The sequence below is a fragment of the Agrobacterium sp. 22-226-1 genome (assembly GCF_053522345.1).
Map to the genome: position 1 here is coordinate 474,461 of NZ_JBNWCP010000001.1, position 20,736 is coordinate 495,196.

Annotated in this window: 17 protein-coding genes; 10 read left to right on the forward strand and 7 right to left on the reverse strand. The window is 60.3% G+C overall.

What is annotated here, in order from left to right; all coding sequences use genetic code 11:
- The first annotated feature begins 6 nt into the window (after positions 1-6).
- Positions 7-906, forward strand: a complete 900-nt coding sequence (locus tag ACQZ5K_RS02375; protein ID WP_448739530.1) for a bifunctional methylenetetrahydrofolate dehydrogenase/methenyltetrahydrofolate cyclohydrolase — start codon at positions 7-9, stop codon at positions 904-906.
- 92 nt (positions 907-998) lie between these two features.
- On the opposite strand, the gene ACQZ5K_RS02380 is transcribed toward ACQZ5K_RS02375, so the two are convergent.
- Positions 999-2,024 (reverse strand): LacI family DNA-binding transcriptional regulator, encoded by a 1,026-nt coding sequence (locus ACQZ5K_RS02380; protein WP_020812905.1) that lies wholly within the window; start codon positions 2,022-2,024, stop codon positions 999-1,001.
- A 274-nt stretch (positions 2,025-2,298) separates the two neighbouring features.
- On the opposite strand from ACQZ5K_RS02380, the gene ACQZ5K_RS02385 reads away from it, so the two are divergent.
- From ACQZ5K_RS02385 to ACQZ5K_RS02410, 6 genes are all read left to right on the forward strand, one after another.
- Positions 2,299-3,660 carry an ABC transporter substrate-binding protein gene (locus ACQZ5K_RS02385; protein ID WP_196378021.1) on the forward strand — a complete coding sequence of 454 codons (1,362 nt, stop codon included), beginning with the start codon at positions 2,299-2,301 and terminating at the stop codon, positions 3,658-3,660.
- Between the two features lie 105 nt (positions 3,661-3,765).
- Positions 3,766-4,779, forward strand: coding sequence for a carbohydrate ABC transporter permease (locus ACQZ5K_RS02390; protein ID WP_004432574.1), 1,014 nt, complete (start codon positions 3,766-3,768; stop codon positions 4,777-4,779).
- 1 nt (position 4,780) lies between these two features.
- Positions 4,781-5,941 carry a carbohydrate ABC transporter permease gene (locus ACQZ5K_RS02395; RefSeq protein WP_448739531.1) on the forward strand — a complete coding sequence of 387 codons (1,161 nt, stop codon included), beginning with the start codon at positions 4,781-4,783 and terminating at the stop codon, positions 5,939-5,941.
- Between the two features lie 37 nt (positions 5,942-5,978).
- Positions 5,979-7,634, forward strand: a complete 1,656-nt coding sequence (bglA, locus tag ACQZ5K_RS02400) for a beta-galactosidase BglA (protein ID WP_448739532.1) — start codon at positions 5,979-5,981, stop codon at positions 7,632-7,634.
- Positions 7,635-7,654: 20 nt separating this feature from the next.
- Positions 7,655-8,743, forward strand: coding sequence for an ABC transporter ATP-binding protein (locus ACQZ5K_RS02405; protein WP_448739533.1), 1,089 nt, complete (start codon positions 7,655-7,657; stop codon positions 8,741-8,743).
- A 241-nt stretch (positions 8,744-8,984) separates the two neighbouring features.
- Positions 8,985-9,341: a hypothetical protein gene (locus tag ACQZ5K_RS02410; protein WP_035236048.1), complete on the forward strand. Its 357-nt coding sequence runs from the start codon at positions 8,985-8,987 to the stop codon at positions 9,339-9,341.
- 23 nt (positions 9,342-9,364) lie between these two features.
- Here ACQZ5K_RS02410 and ACQZ5K_RS02415 read toward each other — a convergent pair whose 3' ends face one another.
- From ACQZ5K_RS02415 to ACQZ5K_RS02440, 6 genes are all read right to left on the reverse strand, one after another.
- Positions 9,365-10,729 carry a metallophosphoesterase gene (locus ACQZ5K_RS02415; RefSeq protein WP_448739534.1) on the reverse strand — a complete coding sequence of 455 codons (1,365 nt, stop codon included), beginning with the start codon at positions 10,727-10,729 and terminating at the stop codon, positions 9,365-9,367.
- Between the two features lie 216 nt (positions 10,730-10,945).
- Complete coding sequence (gene edd / locus ACQZ5K_RS02420; protein ID WP_448739535.1) at positions 10,946-12,766, reverse strand: phosphogluconate dehydratase; 1,821 nt, start codon at positions 12,764-12,766, stop codon at positions 10,946-10,948.
- A 127-nt stretch (positions 12,767-12,893) separates the two neighbouring features.
- A complete protein-coding gene (gene pgl, locus ACQZ5K_RS02425; RefSeq protein WP_020812896.1) occupies positions 12,894-13,592 on the reverse strand; it encodes a 6-phosphogluconolactonase in 699 nt (232 codons plus the stop codon).
- Positions 13,593-13,602: 10 nt separating this feature from the next.
- Positions 13,603-15,078: a glucose-6-phosphate dehydrogenase gene (gene zwf / locus ACQZ5K_RS02430; protein WP_004432590.1), complete on the reverse strand. Its 1,476-nt coding sequence runs from the start codon at positions 15,076-15,078 to the stop codon at positions 13,603-13,605.
- Between the two features lie 136 nt (positions 15,079-15,214).
- Complete coding sequence (locus ACQZ5K_RS02435; RefSeq protein ID WP_448739536.1) at positions 15,215-16,501, reverse strand: NAD(P)/FAD-dependent oxidoreductase; 1,287 nt, start codon at positions 16,499-16,501, stop codon at positions 15,215-15,217.
- Between the two features lie 12 nt (positions 16,502-16,513).
- Positions 16,514-17,950: a glutamine synthetase family protein gene (locus ACQZ5K_RS02440; protein ID WP_035260676.1), complete on the reverse strand. Its 1,437-nt coding sequence runs from the start codon at positions 17,948-17,950 to the stop codon at positions 16,514-16,516.
- Between the two features lie 123 nt (positions 17,951-18,073).
- Here ACQZ5K_RS02440 and ACQZ5K_RS02445 point away from each other — a divergent pair, with 123 nt between their 5' ends.
- The 3 genes from ACQZ5K_RS02445 (at position 18,074) to ACQZ5K_RS02455 (ending at position 20,674) form a co-directional block, all read left to right on the forward strand.
- A complete protein-coding gene (locus ACQZ5K_RS02445) occupies positions 18,074-19,258 on the forward strand; it encodes an NAD(P)/FAD-dependent oxidoreductase (RefSeq protein WP_448739537.1) in 1,185 nt (394 codons plus the stop codon).
- Between the two features lie 155 nt (positions 19,259-19,413).
- On the forward strand, positions 19,414-19,548 hold the full coding sequence (locus tag ACQZ5K_RS02450; RefSeq protein WP_280110028.1) for a hypothetical protein: 135 nt from the start codon (positions 19,414-19,416) through the stop codon (positions 19,546-19,548).
- Between the two features lie 253 nt (positions 19,549-19,801).
- A complete protein-coding gene (locus tag ACQZ5K_RS02455) occupies positions 19,802-20,674 on the forward strand; it encodes a LysR family transcriptional regulator (protein WP_448739538.1) in 873 nt (290 codons plus the stop codon).
- The last annotated feature ends 62 nt before the right edge of the window (positions 20,675-20,736 follow it).

Genomic DNA, 20,736 nt, shown 5'->3' on the forward strand with positions numbered 1-20,736 from the left:
GGACGCATGGCAGTTGTGATTGACGGGAAGGCGAAGGCGGCTTCGGTAACGGAGGCGGTCCGCAAATCGGCAGAAGCGCTTGAGGCGGAAAAGGGCGTAAAGCCCGGTCTCGCGGTTGTCATTGTCGGAAACGATCCGGCCAGCCATGCCTACGTGAACTCCAAGAGCAAGATGGCCAAGCAATGCGGTTTCAACTCCATCCAGCACACGCTGCCGGAGGAAACCACGCAGGCCGCACTCCTCAAGCTGGTCGGCGAACTGAACGCCGACGCTTCCATTCACGGCATTCTGGTGCAGCTTCCCCTGCCGAAACACTTCAATTCCGATGAGATCATCCAGTCGATCCTGCCCGAAAAGGATGTGGATGGCTTGAGCGTACTCAACGCCGGTAAGCTCGCGACCGGCGATCTCGCCACCGGTCTCATCTCCTGCACGCCCGCCGGCGCCATGCTTCTGGTACGCGGCATTCATGGCGAAGATCTTTCCGGCTTCAACGCCGTGGTCATCGGCCGCTCGAACCTGTTCGGCAAGCCCATGGGCCAGCTTCTGCTGAATGCCAATGCCACGGTGACCATGGCGCATTCACGCACCAAGGATCTGGCCGGCATCTGCAAGACGGCGGATATTCTCGTCGCGGCGGTCGGCCGCGCGGCGATGGTGAAGGGCGACTGGGTAAAATCCGGCGCGACCGTCATCGATGTCGGCATCAACCGCATCCCCGCGCCGGAAAAGGGCGAAGGCAAGTCCAAGCTGGTTGGCGATGTCGCCTATGACGAGGCAAGCGCCGTTGCCGCCGCCATCACGCCGGTTCCCGGCGGCGTCGGCCCGATGACGATCGCCATGCTGATGGCCAACACCGTCATCGCCGCCCATCGAGCGCTGGGTCTGACCGCGCCGAAGTTTTAAGCCTGCGGCGTTCAACCGATCTTCACGGCACAGGAATTTTTGCGCGCTGCCCCTCAAGGCCGGTATGACGGCCGGGGCATGGAGGCCAGCCTCTACGTTTTCGGAGCCGGCCCCGTTGAGGCGCGCACCACAAGTTCCGCCTTCCAGAGTTCCTGATGCGGTTCGGTCTGGTTCAGCTTGATCCGGTTGATAAGGCGCTGGCCCACGCGCACCCCCGCCGCCCGGAGTGACGAGCGGGTGGTGGTGAGCGGCACGGAGAAATTATCGGGCTTCAAAAGCGGCAGCACGTCGTCATGGGCGATCAGCGAAATGTCCTTGCCGGGTTTCAAGCCGCGCTGGTTGAGCGAACGGATCGCGCCGAGCGCAAGCGCGGTACTGGCGCAGAGAATGGCGGTCGGTTTTTCCGGGCGTGACAGCAACGCTTCCATGCCGAGATAACCTTCCTCATCGGTCATGCTGCTGTGTCTCTTGTTGTTCGCATGCAATGTCAGGCCATTTGCCGAAAGCGCCTTTTCCACCCCGAGACAGCGCCGATAGGTGAAGTCATAGCCTTCCGGGCCATTCAGCAGCCCGATGCGCGTATGGCCAAGCTGGAGGAGAAGCTGGGTCGCATCGCGGAACGCGCCCTCATTATCCACGTCGAGATAGGGATAATCCTCTTCCACGCCGACGGAGCGGCCATGCACGAGGAAGGGCAGGGAGAGCGACTGCATCATGGCGATGCGCGGGTCGTTCTTCTTCATATAGGCGAGATAGATGCCATCGACGCTGCCGCTTGCGGCGAGCCCCCGCAGGGCTTCGCGTTCCTTTTCAGGCTCTGTCGGCATGATAACGAGATGAAAGCCGCTGCGCGATGCTTCCTCACCGAGACCGCTCAGGAATTCGCCGAAATGCACGTCGGAACGGTGATGCTCGCCAATCGGCATGACAAGCCCGATGGAGCCGACCTTGCCCGTCGCCAGTCGCTGTGCCGCGGCATTAGGGCGATAGCCCGTCTTTTCGGCAGCTTCCATGACGCGGCGGCGCGTTTCGGCGCTGACTTCCGGATAGCCGTTGAGCGCCCTGCTGATGGTCGTCTGCGAAATGCCCAGCAGTTGCGACAACTGTTTCAGGTTCATGTCTCTTATTTCCTCCATGCGCGCGCCCGAGAATACGGCAAAGCCTCTCCTCAATTCCCAAAGCGCTTTAGATTTTTACCAGTCTCCACCGTATTTCTCAATCGAAAAGGATAGCCGCCTTCCGAATTAAATATGACTATTCATAAGACGCTGCAACGTTTCCGCAGAAAGAGCCTCTTGACTCCGTCTTGATGACAATGAGATGAATAGGCAGCCAAAGCGCTTTGATTGGAGAGGACGCTTTGAGCCTTTTATGTGATGGGAGGTAAATCACATGCAGAAGACTCTTTTGGCGACGGCCGCCGTCATGGCTTTGCTGTCCGGTGCGGCCTTTGCCGCCGACCTGAAGTTTGCACCCGGCGGCGACGCCAAGTTCAACTGGAAAAGCTACGAGGACTTCAAGGCGGCCCATGCCGATCTGAAAGGCCAAACACTGACGATTTTCGGCCCCTGGCGTGGTGAGGACGAGGCTCTGTTTCAGTCGGTGCTCGCCTATTTCGCTGACGCGACCGGCGTGAATGTCCGTTATTCCTCGTCGGAAAACTACGAGCAACAGATCGTCATCGATACGCAGGCAGGTTCGCCGCCCAATATCGCCATTTTGCCGCAGCCCGGCCTTCTGGCCGATCTGGCCGCCAAGGGCTTCCTCGTGCCGCTCGGCGACAAGACCGCCGACTGGGTCAAGGAAAATTACGGCGCGGGCCAGTCCTGGGTCGATCTCGGCAGCTACAAGGGCAAGGACGGCAACAAGGCCTATTTCGCCTTCCCCTTCAAGGCGGATGTGAAGTCGCTCGTCTGGTACGTGCCTGAGAACTTCGAAGAAGCGGGCTACAAGGTGCCCGAGAGCATGGAAGACCTGTTCAAGCTGACGGACCAGATCGTTGCCGATGGCGGCACGCCCTGGTGCATCGGTCTCGGCTCCGGCGGCGCCACCGGCTGGCCGGCAACCGACTGGGTGGAAGACCTGATGCTGCGCACGCAGCCGCTCGACGTCTACCAGAAATGGACGACCAACGAGGTCAAGTTCACCGATCCGGCCGTGGTCGAGGCGATCAACGAATTCGGCAAATTCGCCAAGAACGAAAAATATGTCAGCGGCGGCGTCGCGGCCGTGGCCTCCACCGACTTCCGCGACAGCCCCAAGGGCCTCTTCGACATTCCGCCGAAGTGCTACCTGCACCATCAGGCGTCGTTCATTCCGTCCTTCTTCCCTGAGGGCACCAAGGTCGGAACGGATGCGGATTTCTTCTACATGCCGACTTACGCGTCCAAGCCTGACCTCGGCAAGCCGGTTCTCGGCGCAGGCACGCTGGTCACCATCACCAAGGAAGCGCCTGCCGCCAAGGCTTTCGTCGAATTCCTGCAAACCCCGATCGCCCATGAGGTCTGGATGGCGCAGTCCAGCTTCCTGACACCCTATAAGGGCGTGAATGTCGATACCTATGCCAATGAGCAGATGAAGCGACAGGGTGAAATCCTGACGACCGCGACAAGCTTCGGCTTCGACGGTTCCGACCTCATGCCCGGCAAGATCGGCGCCGGCGCATTCTGGACCGGCATGATCGATTTCGTCGGCGGAAAGTCCGCCGATCAGGTCGCCAGCGATATCCAGAAGGCCTGGGACGGCCTGAAGTAAAGATATCGGATCGGGCCCGGCGGTTTACTGCCGGGCCCTTACCAACGGCGCTGCCCCGACGACCGCATAAATCAGCGCGGCGCGGAGAGGATCAAGGGAGGGAACATGGCTCAACAACTCGTTTCGGCCATCGGCGTGATGGTGGCGGGGGTCTTTGCCTGTGCTGCCTATTACTGGCTATCCGACAAGGTGCTTCAGGCGATCTTTCCGGTCCGCTCCGGAGACGTATTGCAGGCATCCCGCAACCTCAATCGCCGCGCCGCCGTCCGGCCCTGGCTGTTCATCGGTCCGGCTTTGATCCTCCTGCTGGTCTATCTGGTTTACCCTGTCATCGCGACGCTGATCCTGTCTTTCTATGACCGGACCGGCAGCGAATTCGTCGGTCTTGCCAATTATCGCTGGGCGTTTTTCGATGCCGGTTTCCGGCAGTCAATCTTCAACAATATCCTCTGGCTCGCCGTCGTGCCGGCCGCCTGCACCTTCTTCGGCCTCGTCATCGCCGTCATGACCGATCGCATCTGGTGGGGCAACATCGCCAAATCCATCGTCTTCATGCCGATGGCGATCTCCTTCGTCGGCGCCTCCGTCATCTGGAAGTTCATCTATGAATACCGTGCCGAAGGGCAGGTGCAGATCGGCCTCTTGAACGCCATCGTCGAGTTTTTCGGCGGCAATCCCGAGGTCTGGATTTCCATGCCCTTCTGGAACAATTTCTTCCTGATGATCATCCTCATCTGGATCCAGACCGGTTTTGCCATGGTCATCCTGTCAGCGGCGCTGCGCGGCATTCCGGAAGAAACCATCGAGGCGGCCGTCATCGACGGGGCCAATGGCTGGCAGATCTTCTGGAAGATCATGGTTCCGCAGATCTGGGGCACCATCGCCGTCGTCTGGACGACGATCACCATTCTCGTGCTCAAGGTCTTCGATATCGTACTGACCATGACCAACGGGCAATGGAACACCATGGTTCTCGCCAATCTCATGTTCGACTGGATGTTCCGCGGCGGTGGCGACAGCGGCCGAAGTGCGGTCATCGCGCTCATCATCATGGCGGCCGTCACCCCCATCATGGTCTGGAACATCCGCCAGGCGAACCGTGAGATGGAGGGCCGCTGAGATGAATATTTTCAAACGCCTTCGCCGCATCGGCCTGCCGCGCCTCATCGTCCATGCCAGCGTTTTGGTCGTCGTGCTGCTCTGGCTCCTGCCAACGCTCGGCATTCTCGTCAGCTCGCTGCGCGACAAGGACCAGATCACCGTCTCCGGCTGGTGGACGGCCTTCTCCAGTTCCGAACAGACCTCGGCAGTTCGCCTCGCCGATGCTTCGGTGCAGAAGCAGGAAGGTAACCGCTATGTCATATCCGGCAATGTTTTCGAAAGCGGACAGGGCGGCAAGGTTGCGGCCTTCGGCGTTCGCGTACAGGAGCCCACGGCATTCAAAGCCGGCGAGGCGGCCGATATCGGTGACGGCGAAACATTGCTCGTCAATACGGACGGCACCTATGAATACAGCAAGGCCGCGAGCTTTGAAGGCTCTCGCGGCAAGCGCGTCTATATCTCCGTCGCGACGCCGCCCGTCTTCACGCTCGACAACTATCGCACGGTCCTGACCTCGGAAGGCATCGGCCAGTCCTTCGTCAACTCGCTGACCGTCGCCGTGCCGGCAACCGTCATCCCCATCCTCATTGCCGCCTTCGCCGCCTATACGCTGTCATGGATGAGCTTTTCCGGCCGCAATCTGCTGATTGCCATGGTGGTGGGCCTGATCGTCGTGCCGCTGCAGATGTCGCTGATCCCGCTTCTCAGGCTCTATAATGAAATCGGCACCATCTTCGGCGTGCCGTCCAAGACCTATGCCGGCATCTGGCTGGCGCACACCGCCTTCGGCCTGCCGCTCGCCATCTATCTGCTACGCAATTATATTTCCGGCCTGCCGAAGGAGATCATCGAAAGCGCCCGTGTGGATGGCGCGAGCGATTTTGAAATCTTCGTCAAGATCATCCTGCCGCTGTCTTTTCCGGCGCTCGCCTCCTTCGCCATCTTCCAGTTCCTGTGGACCTGGAACGACCTGCTTGTCGCCATGGTCTTCCTTGGCACGCAGAAGGACGAGCTGGTGCTGACGGGTGCGCTCAATGCGCTGCTCGGTTCGCGCGGCGGCAATTGGGAAATCCTCACCGCCTCGGCCTTCGTCACCATCGTTGTGCCGCTCTGCGTTTTCTTCGCCCTTCAACGTTATCTCGTGCGTGGCCTGCTCGCAGGCTCCGTCAAGGGAGGCTGATTATTCCATGAACGCCCATACCAGACAGGACACTTCCATGACCGCTTCGGTGACTTCCGCTTTGACGCCCAACAAGGACTGGTGGCGCGGCGCTGTTATCTATCAGATCTATCCCCGCTCCTATCAGGACTCCAATGGCGACGGCATTGGCGACCTCAAGGGCATCACCGACCGCCTGGGGCATATCGCCAATCTGGGTGCCGATGCGATCTGGATTTCGCCCTTCTTCACCTCGCCGATGAAGGATTTCGGTTACGACGTCTCGAATTATGTCGATGTCGATCCGATGTTCGGCACGCTTGCCGATTTCGACGGGCTGATTGCGGAGGCCCATCGCCTCGGTATCCGGGTCATGATCGACCTCGTCATGTCGCACACGTCGGACCAGCATCCGTGGTTCGTGGAAAGCCGCGCCAGCCGCAGCAATCCGAAATCGAACTGGTATGTCTGGTCGGACAGTAAGCCGGACGGCACGCCGCCCAATAACTGGCTGTCGATCTTTGGCGGGTCCGCCTGGCAGTGGGATCCGACCCGCATGCAATATTACATGCACAACTTCCTGACCTCGCAGCCGGACCTCAACCTGCATAATCCGGAAGTGCAGGAAGAGCTGCTGAACATCACCCGCTTCTGGCTGAAGCGCGGCGTCGATGGTTTCCGCCTCGATACCATCAACTTCTATTTCCATGATCTTGAGCTGCGCGACAACCCGGCGCTGGCGCCGGAGCGCCGCAACGCCTCGACCGCTCCGGCGGTCAACCCTTACAATTTCCAGGAGCATCTCTACGACAAGAACCGCCCGGAAAACATCGCCTTCCTGAAGCGCTTCCGCGCGGTGCTGGACGAGTTCCCGGATATCGCCGCCGTCGGCGAAGTGGGTGACAGCCAGCGCGGTCTCGAAATCGTCGGTGAATATACCTCCGGCGATGACAAGATGCAGATGTGCTACGCCTTCGAATTCCTGGCGCCCGATGCGCTCACCCCACAGCGCGTGGCCGATGTGCAGGCGGATTTTGCCAAGGCCGCACCGGAAGGCTGGGCCTGCTGGGCTTTCTCCAACCACGATGTCGTGCGCCATGTCAGCCGCTGGGGTGAGCATGTCGAAGATAAAGACGCCTTCGCCAAGATACTTTCGGCACTCTTGATGACACAGCGCGGTTCCGTCTGCATCTATGAGGGTGAAGAACTCGGCCTCACCGAAGCGGACATCGCTTTCGAAGATTTGCAGGATCCCTACGGCATCCAGTTCTGGCCGGAATTCAAGGGTCGCGACGGTTGCCGCACGCCGATGGTGTGGGACGCCGGCCATGCGCAGGCGGGCTTCTCGACCGCCGACAAGACGTGGCTGCCCATTCCGGCCGAGCACAAGCAGCGCGCCGTCAGCGCTCAGCAGGGCAATGAGGCTTCGGTGCTTGAGCATTATCGTCGCTTCCTGACCTTCCGCAAAAAGCACCCCGCTTTTGCCAAGGGCGGCATCGAATTCCAGCCGGTTGAGGGGGATGTGCTGAGCTACACCCGCACGCTCGGCAACGAAACCGTGCTTTGCCTCTTCAATCTGTCCGCGACACCCGCAAAGGCGACGCTGCCGGAAGGGAACTGGGAGGTTCTCGAAGGCCACGGCTTTGCAGGCGGTTTTGAAGGCAGAAGCGTAGAACTTCCGGCATGGGGCGCATTCTTCGCCCGTTACGCCTGACAGATGAGGGAGGAACACCCATGACAAGTCTCGTTCTCAAGGATATCCGCAAATCATACGGGCAGGTGAAGGTCCTGCACGGCATCGATCTTCAGATCGAACAGGGCGAATTCATCGTGTTCGTCGGTCCCTCCGGATGCGGAAAATCGACGCTGCTGCGCATGATCGCCGGTCTGGAGGAAATCACCGGTGGCGAGATGTATATTGACGGCCAGCTCGTCAACGAAATCCCGCCCTCGCGGCGGGGTATCGCCATGGTGTTCCAGTCCTATGCGCTTTATCCGCATATGACCGTCTATGACAACATGGCCTTCGGCATGAAGATCGCGAAAGAGAACAAGCAGGAGATCGACCGCCGCGTTCGCGCCGCTGCCGAAATCCTGCAACTGACGCAATATCTGGAGCGGCTGCCCAAGGCGCTCTCCGGCGGCCAGCGCCAGCGTGTCGCCATCGGTCGTGCCATCTGCCGCAATCCCAAGGTCTTCCTGTTCGATGAGCCCTTGTCGAACCTCGATGCGGCGCTGCGTGTCGCCACCCGCATCGAAATCGCCAAGCTCAACGAGCAGATGGCCGATACCACGATGATCTACGTCACCCACGACCAGGTGGAGGCGATGACGCTGGCGGACCGTATCGTCGTTTTGAATGCCGGTCGTGTGGAACAGGTGGGTGCGCCGCTCGAACTTTACGAAAGGCCGGCCAATCTTTTCGTGGCGCGCTTCATCGGCTCGCCGGCCATGAACATCATCGCTGCAAAAATCACCGGAACGGGTGAGCGGACCTCAATGGAACTTGCCGGCGGCAAGGCGCTCGCCGTTTATGTTCCGACGCGCGCAACCGAAAAGGGCAAGGCGGCGAGCTTCGGTGTCCGGCCGGAAGATCTGAGCATCGTCACCGGGGACGATTATCTTTTCGAGGGAAAAGTCGCGATCGTCGAAGCGCTCGGTGAAGTGACTTTGCTTTATCTCGAAGCGCCCAAGGGGCAGGAGCCGATCATCGTCAAGGTGCCGGGCATCGTTTCCGTCGGCAAGGGCGAAACCCTGCGTTTTGCGGCACCGCAGGAAAAGCTCCACCTCTTCGACGCCGAGGGCAAGACTTATCGCAGCTAATTGCCGTCGATACCGAAACCGTGCCCCCGGAACCTCCTCGTTCCGGGGTTTTTGCTGACCTTTTTACCGCTGTGGAAAAATGTCGGAAATGTCCCGCTTCCGGTCTGTTTAAGCCTGCGCTGATATGAATTGTTAAAGACTATGACCTAGTCTCAATCCATTGATCGAGCATGGGAGTCTGGGCGTGCAGAGCGGTACGGGTGTCATCAGGAACCATTACCTGAGCAAGGAAGAATCCTTCATGTATGACCGCGAAAGCCGGTTTCGCATGGAAGATACCATGAACGCCGCGCGCATCGAATATACCGAAAAGGCCGTGATGCACATGGCGGCGCGCCGCTGCGATGTCATCCGCATCTCCCAGACTGAAGCGGTGCTGGCGCTGTTGACGAAATATAACCTGCCGAACCAGTTCTATCTCGATATTCCCGACGCCCGCATCACCAAGATCGGCTGCGTGATGTTGCGCGTCAACGCCAACAACACCATCCACGTCCGCTTCCTGCGCATGCTGACGCAGAAGGAACTGGACCGCATTTTCGTGTTCAGCACGCATCCGGCGCATAGAGACCGGAAGCTCGATATCCGGTCTTTCTGAAAATCGGATGATCGACGCGGGTCTTAAGAAAGCCCGCCTAGAACCGTCTGCTTGAGCTTCACATCCGGCACCTCGGTGAACGCAAGGTCGCTGCGGCCGAAATAGGATTTCTGGTTGGTGGCGGACCAGTCGTTGCAGACCAGCTTGTAGCGCTCTTTCACTTCCGGCTTTTCCGGCATGGCGTAGAGATAGTCGCCGGTGCGTACGGCGAGCGGAATGTCGCCATCCTGATTGCAGCGCTTGAGGATTTGGGCGAGCGCCTCGCCATCGACTTCCGCCACCATCAGCTTGCCGTCGAACCGCAGCGAGGCGTTAAAATCGTAGCGGCGAATATCGCCCTCGGGCAGGCCGGCGCCAAACGAAGTATGGCCGATGAAGCCGACATCCGCACCGGTTTTTGCGGCGATGAGTTGCGCCACACGGCGGCCGGCTTCGTCGACGGTCATTGCCTTCGCGGATTTGCCGACGATTGCCCGTTCTTCTGCGGTCAGGTGCTTTTCGAGTGTCTGTTCGATCAGCGTCTTGAGAGCCGGGGAGGCGGGAGCGCTGCGATCGATCATGACGGTCTCTATGGCAGCAGCCTTACCGGGAGCCGCAATCGTTGCCACCGTCATGGAGGTGCACCATGAACCGGTATGGACATAACGGGTGGCGCCCTGTTCGTGCACGAAGTTCAGATGGTCATGGCCGCCGACCAAGAGGGTGCCGTCCGGCAGGAGCGGCAGTATATCGCGGTCGGCGACAACGCCGGCATGGCTGAGAACGATGTTGATCGCATCCGGTTTGACAATCTCAGGCAGATTGGCTTTCGCCCATTCGACCGGCTGTGGAATGTCCAGCATTTCGCGCGTGGCCTTCGGATAGGTGTTGATCGCATTGGTGGCAAGACCCGCCAGAGCGACCTTCCGCCCGCCGACGCTCACTTCGGCGCTGGCGGCGGCATAGGGCTTGCCGCTGCGCTTGTCGATGATGTTGGAAAGCACGGTGATGCCGAGCGCCTGCGCGCGGCTGACGAAATTGGCAAGGTCGTTGTCGATATCGGACTCATGATTGCCGATATTGACGACGGTGGGGGCGAGCTTTGCGAGCGCCGCCAGGAAGGTCCATTCGATTTCGCCGGCCGAACGTGCGGCCACGGCATTGCCGATCTCGAAAAGGTCGCCGTTCAGCAAGATGATATGAGGCGCCTTGTTGGCGGCGATGCGCGTTTCGATGGCCGCGAGAAGCTGGCCGATACGCTCATAGGCCGAATGCAGGTCGGAGATGACGATTGCACGCAGCGCCACGTCCTGCGCCATAGCCGGCTTTGCCGCCACCATCAGCGGCAACAGCGCGGTGCCCGCCATAAGCTTCAGCACATCGCGGCGTTTGCTCGAGAAAATCGTCATATCAGGCCCCATCATCCGAAACTGCACCGCCGTCCCGCGGCTGGCTGAGAAGGCCCTAAAGGGCGATCATCACAGCCGCATGACAAGTCTGACGTTTAAGACGTGGGAAATAAAGTGGTTTCTGCGCCAGCTCTCGGCTATGAGGGGTGCACTCAGGCGATGCCGCAAAGTGGGGTTGAAAGGCGAAAGCCGCACCCGGCCTTCGCCCATCAAAAATCAATGGAACAGAACGCTGGCGCCTTGATCGGCCGGACCGGCATTGCGGCGGAAGGGGGCGAAAAGCTCGCGGCCCATGCCCCATTCATTACCGGAAAGATCGGCGCGCGCTGGTTCGCGTTTCGCCAGTTCGGCGGCGGAAACGAGCACTTCCAGCGTTCCCGAAATGGCGTCGAGACGGATGATGTCGCCATCGCGGATAAGCGAGATCGGGCCACAGTCGGAAGCTTCCGGCGTGACATGGATGGCGGCCGGCACCTTGCCGGAAGCGCCGGACATGCGCCCGTCCGTCACCAGCGCCACCTTGAAACCGCGATCCTGCAGCACGCCGAGCGGCGGTGTCAGGCGGTGCAGTTCCGGCATGCCATTGGCCTTCGGTCCCTGGAAGCGGACGACGGCGATGAAGTCGCGGTTGAGCTTGCCGTCCTTGAACGCGTCCTGAAGCTCCTGCTGGTCGTGGAACACGATAGCCGGCGCTTCGATGATGTGGCGCTCCGGCTTGACGGCGGAAATCTTGATGACCGATTTGCCGAGATTGCCGGTCAGCATCTTCAGGCCACCGGTCGGCTGGAACGGGGTCTCGATGCTGGAAAGCACCTTCGGGTCGTGACTCTGCTCGGGCGAGGGCTGGCGTACAACCGCGCCCTTCTCGTCAAGCATGGCATCCACAGTGTAAGCCTCGAGGCCCTGTCCGAAGACGGTGCGCACATCGTCATGCACAAAGCCCTGTTTCAGCAGCTGCTTGATGAGGAAACCCATGCCGCCAGCGGCGTGGAAGTGGTTCACATCGGCAAGACCGTTGGGATAAACGCGGGCGAGCAGCGGCACGATGTCGGAAAGATCGGAAATATCCTGCCAGGTGAGGATGATGCCGGCGGCACGCGCCATGGCGATCAGATGCATGGTGTGGTTAGTGGAACCGCCCGTCGCATGCAGGCCGACGACGCCGTTGACGACAGACCTTTCATCGATCATCTCGCCCGCCGGCGTGAATTCATTGCCCTGCGCGGTAATCGCCAGCGCCCGCTTTGCAGCTTCACGCGTCAGCGCATCGCGCAGCGGTGTGCCGGGGTTGATGAAGGAGGAACCGGGCATGTGGAAACCCATGATTTCCATCAGCATCTGGTTGGAATTGGCGGTGCCGTAGAAGGTGCAGGTGCCGGGACCGTGATAGGATTTCGATTCCGCTTCCAGAAGCTCGGCGCGGCCGACCTTGCCTTCGGCATAAAGCTGGCGCACGCGCGACTTCTCGTCATTCGGCAGGCCGGATGTCATCGGGCCGGCAGGAACGAAGACGGCGGGCAGATGGCCGAAGGCGAGGGCTGCGATGACGAGGCCGGGCACGATCTTGTCGCAGACGCCGAGATAGACGGCGGCGTCGAACATGTTGTGGGAGAGGCCGATGCCGGCGGCCATGGCGATGGCGTCGCGGGAAAACAGCGAAAGCTCCATGCCCGGCTGGCCTTGCGTCACGCCATCGCACATGGCGGGAACCGCGCCTGCCACCTGCGCTATGCCACCAGCTTCCTTGGCTGCATCGCGGATGATAGCCGGGAAGGTCTCGTAAGGCTGGTGCGCCGACAGCATGTCGTTATAGGCGGTGATGATGCCGAGATTGGGAATCCGGTCGCCGGCAAGGATGTCCTTGTCGGCGGGGGAACAGACGGCAAATCCATGCGCGAGATTGCCGCAGGAAAGCACGGAACGGTGAACGCCCTTCGAGACCTGCAGCCGCAGCCGCTCGAGATAGGTCTCGCGGTAGGGCTTGGAACGTTCGACGATGCGGGCGGTGATGGCCTGAATGCGGGAATCGGCGGACATGGGCGTTCATCCTGTTCGTTGGTCGGCAACCGGCGTTCCGGGAGGTGAACGGCCGGTTGTCGTGTTTCAGTCTTCATGTCTTCGGGCGCTTTGTCGCCGGGCCGCAATCGCGGCGGTGGCGTTTGGCTTATGGCGCCCAGTATATATCCACGGGCGTTTCTGCCCGGTTCAGCACGGCGCGGATCGGCATTTCATCCTCATCCTCGCCCGACTGTGCCTTCTCCAGCGTCGCCTTCTTGGCAGCACCTTCGATATGCAGCACCAGAAACTCGGCATCGTGCAGGCTGGAGAAGTTGAAGGTCAACCGCTCCTCTCCGGCATTCTCCGCCGCCATGGTCAAAACGCCGCGCGGTTCATCGAGGTCCAGCGCTTCGTAGAGATTGTCTCCACCGGGGAAGAACGATGCCGTGTGGCCATCCGTTCCCATGCCGAGAATGACGACATCGAAGGGATCGCAGATCGCCTCGGTCTTGACGGTCGCAAGCGTCGCCGCATCTTCCGGCGAGGCCGCCGGCTGGAACAGCGGCACGAAATAAGCCGACTTCGCCTTGTCCTGCAAAAGGTTCTCGGCAACGAGGCGGTGGTTCGAACGGTCGCTTTCCGGCGGCACGAAACGCTCGTCCACCAGCGTCACGCTGATATTGGGCCAGTCGAGATCGTGTTTGGAAAGCGCCTGAAAGAACAGCTTGGGCGTCGAACCGCCGGAGACGGCAATGCTTGCCGCACCGCGATCCTTCGTTGCCGCATCAAGGCGTTTGGCAACCTCTGCCGAAAGAGCGGTTGCCAGTTCGGCGGCGGTGTCGAAGACGTGGATCGTTTCGCTCATCGCCGGGCCCTCAATCGGCATCGTGCCAGGTGCGGCCGTCGCGCTCGATCAGCGCGATCGAGCCGCTCGGACCCCAGGTGCCGGCGGTATAACCCTGCACGCCCTGTCCCAGATCTTCCCAGCTCTTGAGAATGGGATCGACCCAATCCCACGCCGCTTCCACTTCGTCGCGGCGCATGAACAGCGTCTGGTTGGAGCGGATCGTATCCATCAACAGCCGCTCATAGGCATCGGGGCTGCGCACGTTGAAGGCTTCAGCGAAGCTCATGTCCAGCGAGACCTGACGCAGGCGCATGCCGCCCGGGCCGGGGTCCTTGATGAGCAGAGACTGCTTGACGCCTTCATCCGGCTGCAGGCGAATGACCAGCTTGTTGGCCTCGATCTTGCCGGCCGCATCGTCGAAGATCGAATGCGGGATCTGCTTGAAGGTGACGACGATTTCCGAAACGCGGGTCGCGAGGCGTTTTCCCGTTCGGATATAGAAGGGAACGCCGGCCCAGCGCCAGTTGGCGATTTCAGCCTTGATAGCGACGAAGGTTTCGGTGTTGGAAACGCCGCCTTCCAGCTCTTCCAGATAGCCCTTGACCGGGCCACCGGCGGAAGCGCCGGCGCGATACTGGCCGCGAACCGTCTGCTTTTCGACATTGCTGGTGTCGATCGGCTTCAGCGAGCGCAGAACCTTGAGCTTTTCGTCACGCACGGCTTCCGCATTCATGGATGCAGGTGGCTCCATGGCGACAAGGCAAAGCAGCTGCAGAATATGGTTCTGCACCATGTCGCGCAGCGCGCCGGCCTTGTCGTAATAACCGGCGCGGCCTTCAAGGCCCACCGCTTCGGCAACGGTAATCTGCACGTGGTCGATATGGGCGGAATTCCACAGCGGCTCGTACAGCGCGTTGGCGAAACGAAGCGCCATCAGGTTCTGCACCGTCTCCTTGCCGAGATAGTGGTCGATACGGAAAATCTGCTCTTCCTTGAAGACGTGGCCGATGGTGTCGTTCAGTTCCTGTGCGGAAGCGAGATCGCGGCCGATCGGCTTTTCAACGACGATACGGGTCGAGCGGGTGATGAGCTTGTGCTCGCGGATCTTGTCGGCAATATCGCCGAAAATGCCGGGCGCGACGGCCAGATAGAAGGCGCGGACGCGCTCCTTGCCCTCGTCCAGCAGCTTCTTCAGCACGTCCCAGCCATTATTGCCCTTGGCATCGACTGGCACGTAGAAAAGCCTGTTCAGGAAGATGGCGACCTGCGCGTCGTCATATTCGCCGGCCTTCAGGTGCTCCTTCAGCGCGTCCTGCGCGAATTTGCGATATTCCTCATGGGTCATGACCGAGCGCGACGCACCGATGATGCGGGTCGGCTCCGTGAACTGGCCTTCGACCTGCCGGTGATAAAGGGCCGGCAGAAGCTTGCGCTCGGCAAGATCGCCCGTGCCGCCGAAAACGACACAATCAAAAGGTTCAACAGGAATGATCTGACTGCTCATATCGATTCTCTCGATCTTCAAAGGTTGGGGCATCAATAATCTAATCGATTTAAAAATGCCAGACTCAGTTATGTGAAATTATGAATTTTGCTTCCGGCAACTCGTTCGCCGCCGGCAACAGTCTGTAAACATTGGCCTAAAACCTGTCTCGCAACGCGTACCAGGAGAGCGCTAGGAAAAGCAGCGGCGCGCGCATCGACGCCCCGCCGGGAAAAGAGGGCACCTTCAGCTGCGCGAAGGGCGCCAGCATGTCCTTTTTGCCGAGAACGAGATCGGCATAGAGCTTGCCGCAATAGTTCGACAGCATCACCCCATGGCCGGAATAACCGCCGATGGAGGTGACGCCGGGCATGACGTCGCGCACGAAGACTTTGCGCGGCAGGGTAATGCCGACCGAACCGCCCCAGGAATGGCTGATCTCTATATCTTTCAGCGCAGGATAGATTTCCGCGATCTGCCGGCGGATGTGGCTGGAAATATCGCGCGGCGTATCGGCCGTATAGGCTTCGCGCCCGCCGAACAGCAGCCGGTTATCGGCTGTCTTGCGGAAATAACGCACCACGAACCGAGAATCCGCCACGGCTTCCCGGTCGGGAATGATGTCGGGAAACGCATCCAGCGGCACGGTGGCACCGATGAAGGAACGGATCGGCATGATATGGGCGGCCGTCACCGGTTCCAGATTGCCGATATAGGCGTTGGTGGCGATCAGTACCCGCGGCGCGGTGATCGTGCCGAAAGGCGTTTCGATGATGCTCTTGCTGCCCGTCTGGCGGATTGATTTCGCCGGCGTCATTTCATAAATGCCAGCACCCGCCGCTTTCGCAGCCTTCGCCAGCCCGACCAGCAGCTTCAACGGGTGGATATGGCCGGTGCCGGTATCGCGCGTGCCGCCGAAATAATGGGTGGAGCCGACACGTTTGCGTGCTTCTGCACGTTCCATGTAGGAAATATGCGGATAGCCATAACGGTTGTTCATCGCATCGACACTGCGGCGATAGTCGTCCTCGTAAGCGGCCTTGTGCGCCACATAGAGCTGCCCGGGAAGATATTCCATATCGATGCCGCGGCTGACGGCGAAGCCGCGCAGGTAGTTTTTGGCGTCCTCGGCAATGTCGAACAGCAGCTTGGATTGCTCGAAGCCGATCTCTTCTTCCATCTCGTCGGGGAAGGAACGCTGGCCGGTGCCGAATTGCCCGCCATTGCGGCCGGAAGCGCCATCGCCGAAGCGATGCGCTTCGATGAGGGCGACGGAGACGCCGTTTTCGGCGAGGTTACAGGCGGCCTGAAGGCCGGTATAACCGCCGCCGATGATGGCCACGTCCACCTCTTTCGACCCGTCGAGAGCGGGATAGTCCGGCCGCTCGCCAACGGTTGCCTGATACCAGGAAATTCCCGGCGCAATCGGGCTTTGCCATGTCATGCTCGAGGTTCCTCACACGTTGAGAAGCAGGAATTCCCGCTCCCAGGGGCTGATGACCTGCATGAAGGTCTCGAACTCCCCGCGTTTCAAACCGGCATAGAGGCCCACGAATTCATGGCCGAACACCCGGTCGAACTGCTCCTCGCCTTCCAGCAGCGCCACGGCTTCCAGAAGACCGCGCGGCAATTCGATGGAGCCTTCATTGGCCGTATCGGCGGTGGGTTCGGTCGGTTCGATATTGTTGACGATGCCGAGCCAGCCGCAGCCGAGCGAGGCGGCAAGCGCGAGATAGGGATTGGCGTCCGAACTCGGCAGGCGGTTTTCGACACGCCGCGCCTGCGGGCCGGAAATTGGTACGCGGAAGGCGGTCGTGCGGTTGTCGTAACCCCAGGCATTGTTGACCGGGCAGGCCATGTCGGGCGTCAGGCGGCGATAGGAATTCACATAGGGCGCCAGCATGACGAGAGCGTTCGGAACATAACGCTGCATGCCGCCCACGAAGGAGAAGAATTCTTTCGAAGGGCTGCCATCGGCATTGGAGAAGATATTGCGGCCGCTATCGATCTCCACCACCGACTGATGGATGTGCATGGCGGAACCCGGCTGGCCCTGCATCGGCTTGGCCATGAAGGTGGCGTAGATGCCATGCTTCAGCGCCGCTTCGCGAATGGTGCGCTTGAACAGGAACACCTGGTCGGCAAGCTCGATCGGGTCGCCATGACGCAGGTTGATCTCAAGCTGCGCCGGACCTTCCTCATGGATAAGCGTATCGATCTCGAGGCCCTGTTTTTCGGAGAAATGGTAGATGTCGTCGATCAGCTCGTCGAATTCGTTGATGCCGGCGATGGAATAGCTTTGCCCGCCGACGATGGAACGGCCGGAGCGGCCCTTCGGCGGATGCAGCGGATAATCCGGGTCGTCATTCATGGCGACGAGGTAGAATTCGATTTCAGGCGCCACGACCGGCTTCCAGCCCTTTTCGGTATAGAGCGAAAGCACGTTCTTCAGCACGTTACGCGGCGTGTAGGGCACGAAATTGCCTTCCGCATCCACCACGTCGCAGATCACCTGCGCGGTCGGGTCGGTTTCCCAGGGCACCACGGAAAGGGTGGAAAGATCGGGCACCAGCTTCAGGTCGCTGTCGCGCGGCTCGTAACGGAAATTCGCGGTCTCATCGGGATATTCGCCGGAGATCGTATGGCGGTAGAGCGCGGATGGCAAAGCAAGCGAGGTGTCGCCCGTGAATTTCGCCGTCGGCATCATCTTGCCGCGCGGAACGCCGGCAAGGTCGGGCGTGATGCATTCTATGTCTTCGATCCCGCGCGCCCGCAGCCATTGCGCGGCTTCACGCCAGGAGGAAACGCCACGGGGGGAGGAAAGGTCGAGGGGAGGTGTCTTTGCCATGGTTGCCTGTTTCTTCGGGCGGAGCATGGTTTTCTTGGCGGGCATGTATCACCGGGTCTGTGTTTCGACTGGCGCCATCATAACCGTAGTTTGGCAATTGGCGAGGGGGAAAGCGCCATTGACAAGCGGCGGCACTTCGAAAAGAGGAAAGGAAACGGATCGGATGGAATGATGACAGAGAAATGTGACGTGCTGATTTTGGGGGCTGGTGCTGCCGGCATGATGTGCGCCATCCGCGCCGGCCAGCGCGGCCGCTCCGTCGTCATTCTCGACCATGCGAAAGCGCCGGGCGAAAAGATTCGCATCTCCGGCGGCGGCCGCTGCAACTTCACCAATATTCATGCCGGGCCGAAGAATTATCTCTCCGCCAACCCGCATTTCGCCAAATCCGCGCTCGCCCGTTATACGCCGCGCGATTTCATCGCCCTTGTCGAAAAACACCGCATCGCCTGGCATGAAAAAACGCTCGGCCAGCTCTTTTGCGATGACAGCGCCAAGGACATCATTCGCATGCTGCTTGGCGAAATGCAGGCCGTGAATGCGAAGCTGCGGCTCGAAACGTCCGTCTCGGCCGTCACCCATGATGGCGCTCGTTTCCGCGCCACGACATCCGTCGGCGTCATTGAGGCGGAAAGCCTCATTGTGGCGACGGGCGGCAAGTCCATCCCGAAAATGGGCGCGACCGGTTTTGCCTACCAGATCGCCGAACAGTTCGGCCTCAAGCTCATCGAAACTCGTCCGGGCCTCGTGCCGCTGACGCTTGATCCCGCCTCGCTGGAAAAGCTGAGCCCGCTTGCCGGTGTCGCGGTTCCGGCGGAGGTCTATCACGGTAAAACCTCGTTTGAAGAAGCGCTGCTCTTCACGCATCGCGGTTTGAGCGGTCCTTCCATCCTGCAAATCTCATCCTACTGGCGCGAGGGTGATGTGGTCCGCCTGAAGCTCGAGCCGCATCGCGATATAGCCGCGCTGCTGAAGCAGGCGAAACAGAAGAACGGCCGCCAGTCGCCCCAGACAGCTCTGTCGGAAATCCTGCCGAAACGGCTTGCCCAGCACGTCGTCGAACAATCCGGCCTCACCGGCCATCTGGCGGATATGTCCGACAAGGCTTTGGCAAAGCTGGCGGGCGAGGTGCAGGACTGGCAGATCAAGCCCGCCGGTTCGGAAGGTTATCGCACGGCGGAAGTCACGCTCGGCGGCGTGGACACGACCGGCCTCGATTCCCGTAGCATGGCGGCGAAGTCCGTGCCCGGCCTCTATTTCATCGGCGAATGTGTCGATGTGACCGGCTGGCTCGGCGGTTATAATTTCCAGTGGGCCTGGGCGTCCGGGCAGGCGGCGGGTGAATTCGCGTGAGACCACGCCCGTTAATGCCTTGTTAATGGGCGTGGAGTCATCCTGACCAAATGCCAGCAAAGCCGGATCGCTCACTGATCCCGCTGCACATGATGTCCTGCTGGAGGCCCTCAACAGGGCATGGGTCGGTTGAGTTTTTCGTCAGGAACCCGCGCATGAACAGATCTGCACATCGCCGCCCTCGCGCCATTGCCATCGCCCGCGCCGACAACGAGAGCCGTCATCTGGCCTTTCGCCTGAGCCTCATCGCAGCCGGTGCTCTGGCAGCCCTGATCGCTCTCTTTCACTGATCTGCTGTTCTTTGCCCTCATCCGGCTCATAAGCGCGCTGAAAAGCCGCCACGGCCGAGATGCCTCCGCCATATCGGCATAAAATTTCTCTTCCTGCAGAATGGCTTCGTGCCGTGTGCGCGGCTGCTGATTTTCGATGATAATGCGGGCTGCAAAAATCGCGTGCATGTCGCTCTCCTTCTAATGCGGAGGGCCATGATGCGCGCCGTTTTTTGATTTATCTGCGCAAGAAAATGCGCTACGTTTTTCACCCATGAAAAACGTCACCTGGGATTCCTATCAGCTTTTCCTCGATGTGTCACGCAGCGGCGGCCTGACAGGCGCTGCGGCGCTGACGGGCTTGAGCCCCGCGACGGTGGGGCGGCGAATGGTCGAGCTGGAGGAGCGTATCGGCAAGGCGCTGTTCCAGCGCAGCCAGACGGGATACGCCCTGACCGCGGATGGCCGTACGCTGTTCGACCGGCTTCAGGCGATGGAGAATGCGGCAAGGGACATCGAGGGATGGCAGAAGGCGTCGTTGGCCTCGTCTGTCGTGCGCATCGCCGTCGGCACCTGGAACGCCTGGCTGCTGACCGGAAATTTCTCGGCCATCTGCACGGATCGCGACGATTTCCGCATCGATCTTTTCATTGCCGAACAGAGGGCGTCTCTGGCCCATCGCGAAAACGATATCGGCATCCGCGCTTTCGAGCCGCAGGAAAAGAACCTTGCCGCCATCCGAACGGGGGAAGTGGCCTATGCGCCCTACAGGCTGCGCAACGCCGCCGTTTCCGTCGCCGACCGCTGGCTGGCGGTGGCGGAGGAAAACGCCATTTCAGCCTATCTGCGCTGGCCGCATGAAAATCGCACCAACGAGATCGTGGTGACAGTGAACCGGCCGACGGCGCTTCTCGATCTGGTGCTGGCCGGGGCGGGGGTCGCGGTGCTTCCCTGTTTCGTGGGCGATGCCGATGCGCGGCTCGCTCGGGAAGGCGAAGAGCTGGAGAGTCTTCGCCACAATCAATGGATCGTCATGAACAATGACGACCGCCACCGCCGCGATATCAGGGCGGTGGCGGATCGGATGACCCGTCTGATCAAGAGCCATTCCGATCTATATGCCGGGCGTAAGAGCCGCCCCGCATAGGTGAAATTACTTTTAGTTGCATAAATAACTTTTAATAATTTATAGTTGCGCGTACGTCAAAA

What these genes read in the sequence shown, in the direction of transcription:
- ACQZ5K_RS02375 (WP_448739530.1), top strand. Translation starts at nt 7, where the DNA reads ATGGCAGTTGTGATTGACGGGAAGGCGAAGGCGGCTTCGGTAACGGAG.
- ACQZ5K_RS02380 (WP_020812905.1), bottom strand. Translation starts at nt 2,024, where the DNA reads ATGAACCTGAAACAGTTGTCGCAACTGCTGGGCATTTCGCAGACGACC.
- ACQZ5K_RS02385 (WP_196378021.1), top strand. Translation starts at nt 2,299, where the DNA reads ATGCAGAAGACTCTTTTGGCGACGGCCGCCGTCATGGCTTTGCTGTCC.
- ACQZ5K_RS02390 (WP_004432574.1), top strand. Translation starts at nt 3,766, where the DNA reads ATGGCTCAACAACTCGTTTCGGCCATCGGCGTGATGGTGGCGGGGGTC.
- ACQZ5K_RS02395 (WP_448739531.1), top strand. Translation starts at nt 4,781, where the DNA reads ATGAATATTTTCAAACGCCTTCGCCGCATCGGCCTGCCGCGCCTCATC.
- bglA (WP_448739532.1), top strand. Translation starts at nt 5,979, where the DNA reads ATGACCGCTTCGGTGACTTCCGCTTTGACGCCCAACAAGGACTGGTGG.
- ACQZ5K_RS02405 (WP_448739533.1), top strand. Translation starts at nt 7,655, where the DNA reads ATGACAAGTCTCGTTCTCAAGGATATCCGCAAATCATACGGGCAGGTG.
- ACQZ5K_RS02410 (WP_035236048.1), top strand. Translation starts at nt 8,985, where the DNA reads ATGTATGACCGCGAAAGCCGGTTTCGCATGGAAGATACCATGAACGCC.
- ACQZ5K_RS02415 (WP_448739534.1), bottom strand. Translation starts at nt 10,729, where the DNA reads ATGACGATTTTCTCGAGCAAACGCCGCGATGTGCTGAAGCTTATGGCG.
- edd (WP_448739535.1), bottom strand. Translation starts at nt 12,766, where the DNA reads ATGTCCGCCGATTCCCGCATTCAGGCCATCACCGCCCGCATCGTCGAA.
- pgl (WP_020812896.1), bottom strand. Translation starts at nt 13,592, where the DNA reads ATGAGCGAAACGATCCACGTCTTCGACACCGCCGCCGAACTGGCAACC.
- zwf (WP_004432590.1), bottom strand. Translation starts at nt 15,078, where the DNA reads ATGAGCAGTCAGATCATTCCTGTTGAACCTTTTGATTGTGTCGTTTTC.
- ACQZ5K_RS02435 (WP_448739536.1), bottom strand. Translation starts at nt 16,501, where the DNA reads ATGACATGGCAAAGCCCGATTGCGCCGGGAATTTCCTGGTATCAGGCA.
- ACQZ5K_RS02440 (WP_035260676.1), bottom strand. Translation starts at nt 17,950, where the DNA reads ATGCCCGCCAAGAAAACCATGCTCCGCCCGAAGAAACAGGCAACCATG.
- ACQZ5K_RS02445 (WP_448739537.1), top strand. Translation starts at nt 18,074, where the DNA reads ATGATGACAGAGAAATGTGACGTGCTGATTTTGGGGGCTGGTGCTGCC.
- ACQZ5K_RS02450 (WP_280110028.1), top strand. Translation starts at nt 19,414, where the DNA reads ATGAACAGATCTGCACATCGCCGCCCTCGCGCCATTGCCATCGCCCGC.
- ACQZ5K_RS02455 (WP_448739538.1), top strand. Translation starts at nt 19,802, where the DNA reads ATGAAAAACGTCACCTGGGATTCCTATCAGCTTTTCCTCGATGTGTCA.